Source organism: Segatella copri, assembly GCF_024330485.1.
Taxonomy (GTDB): Bacteria; Bacteroidota; Bacteroidia; order Bacteroidales; family Bacteroidaceae; genus Prevotella; species Prevotella copri_L.
The window spans coordinates 1-1,634 of record NZ_JANDWX010000086.1 but is presented as its reverse complement, the minus strand read 5'-3'; the positions used below and the strand labels follow the sequence as shown (position 1 = coordinate 1,634).

Below are 1,634 nucleotides of genomic sequence, written 5' to 3'. Positions count from 1 at the left end.
TTGTAGCAGTTCCCCAAAGTGGACACAAAAAATGATTATTAATTATTTATATTTTTAAAAGTACACATATCTATCAAATTTCGTTCCTTTTCATTTGCAAAAGTAGACAATCTCATCCATATTTGCAAGTTTTTCTTTATAAAAGTGAACATTATTCTTTATTTTTCTCATTTCCAGCCTTTTTCTTCCATTCTGTGACGAACTTCGGTGTTGCATTAGCCTCTCGCTTCCCAAAAGTGTCCTTTCTTGGAAGCTCCCCTTTATAAAACCTCTTCCTGTAATTATTTGGCGTATCATAGCCGATAGCATAACATGGTCTTTTCTCATTGTAATAATCCACGTATGCGTCCAAGGCCTCCTCGAACTCCTTTCTTGAATTACATGTCTCAATCTTGAAGTCTATGAACAATTCCTCTTTTATCCATCCGTTGAGGGATTCGTTCACAGGGTTGTCTGTAGGCTTTCCTGCCCTGGACATAGACCTCACAATCATCGTGTCCTTTATCAGCTCATTATAGGCGAGCGAAGCATACACGCTACCTTGGTCCGTATGAAGAACAGTTGGCTCATCTGTGCCCTTCAACAGGTTGATGACATCATTTAGCCCATCAATGTACTGGTCTCTATGTCCACGTCTCTCAGCCACATGCCACGTTAGGATTTCTTTCGTAAAGACATCGAAATACATGGTCAACTCAAAGAAGAACCAAGAGTATTTGATGACTGTCATGTCAGAGACGATAACTTGTCGAGGTCTGTCTACCGTGTCCCACGTGGAATAAATGAGGTTGGGGTACTTATCCTTTACCTTACGTGGTTTGTAATGTATCTTGTGTCTCGTTTGTGACTGAATACCAAGATATTGGAAGCATTTATAAGAGAAATTGTCGCTGATACTCAACTGTAAATTGATTCTTATGTACGCCGCCACCCACCTGTAGCCATGTGTAGGGTGTTCCGAGTGTATGTCCTCAACCACACCCACCATGAACTCACGATTGATCTCACGGGATGAAGGCTCTCTTCTAAGCCACTTGTAATACCCCGACCGACTTACTCCCATCATCTTGCAGATATCCTTGACAGGATACTCGTGCGATAGCATGTCCACTATTTTGAACTCTTCATTTTTAAACGAACATACTCCGTTTGCCCATCCTCGTTCTGCCTCACCAGATATTTTTTTTTGAGCCGTTCATTCTCAATACGCAAGCGTAGGATTTCTCGCTTATACCCCTCCTTGGTTTTGTCAATGCCCTCAGGAAGTATGTTCCCAATCTCAGCATCAGCACGAGCCAACCCCTCTATGCCTGCTTCTTCATATTGCTTCAGCCACTTCTTAAAAGAAGTTTCCGAGACATTGTTTGCCCTGCAGAAATCACTGAGCTTAACTTTGGAGTTTCCCTTGAACTTACGAATCAAGAACTCCTTTTCCAATGGATTTAAATGCTTTGCCATAAAAAGTTTCCTTTCTGGTGAATACTTGACGATAAGATAACCGTGCTTCGGCAAGTTGTGTGCCCTTACGTTCGGGCTACGCCCTCTCTACAGGGCACACAACTCTATCTGCTTGCAAAGGTAATCATTTTCCATCAGTTTTCCACCTTTCTGTGTCTACTTTTTGAGGGGCAGCA

At 42.0% G+C, this 1,634-nt stretch carries 2 protein-coding genes; both read right to left on the bottom strand.

From position 1 onward, the window contains the following. Nucleotides 1-151 precede the first annotated feature (151 nt). A complete protein-coding gene (locus NNC77_RS16415) occupies nt 152-1,105 on the bottom strand; it encodes an IS3 family transposase (RefSeq protein WP_254971912.1) in 954 nt (317 codons plus the stop codon). A gap of 5 nt (nt 1,106-1,110) precedes the next feature. Next, nucleotides 1,111-1,458, bottom strand: coding sequence for a helix-turn-helix domain-containing protein (locus NNC77_RS16410; RefSeq protein WP_117695123.1), 348 nt, complete (start codon nt 1,456-1,458; stop codon nt 1,111-1,113). Between the last annotated feature and the right edge of the window lie 176 nt (nt 1,459-1,634).

What these genes read in the sequence shown, in the direction of transcription:
- NNC77_RS16410 (WP_117695123.1), bottom strand. Translation starts at nt 1,458, where the DNA reads ATGGCAAAGCATTTAAATCCATTGGAAAAGGAGTTCTTGATTCGTAAG.
- NNC77_RS16415 (WP_254971912.1), bottom strand. Translation starts at nt 1,105, where the DNA reads ATGCTATCGCACGAGTATCCTGTCAAGGATATCTGCAAGATGATGGGA.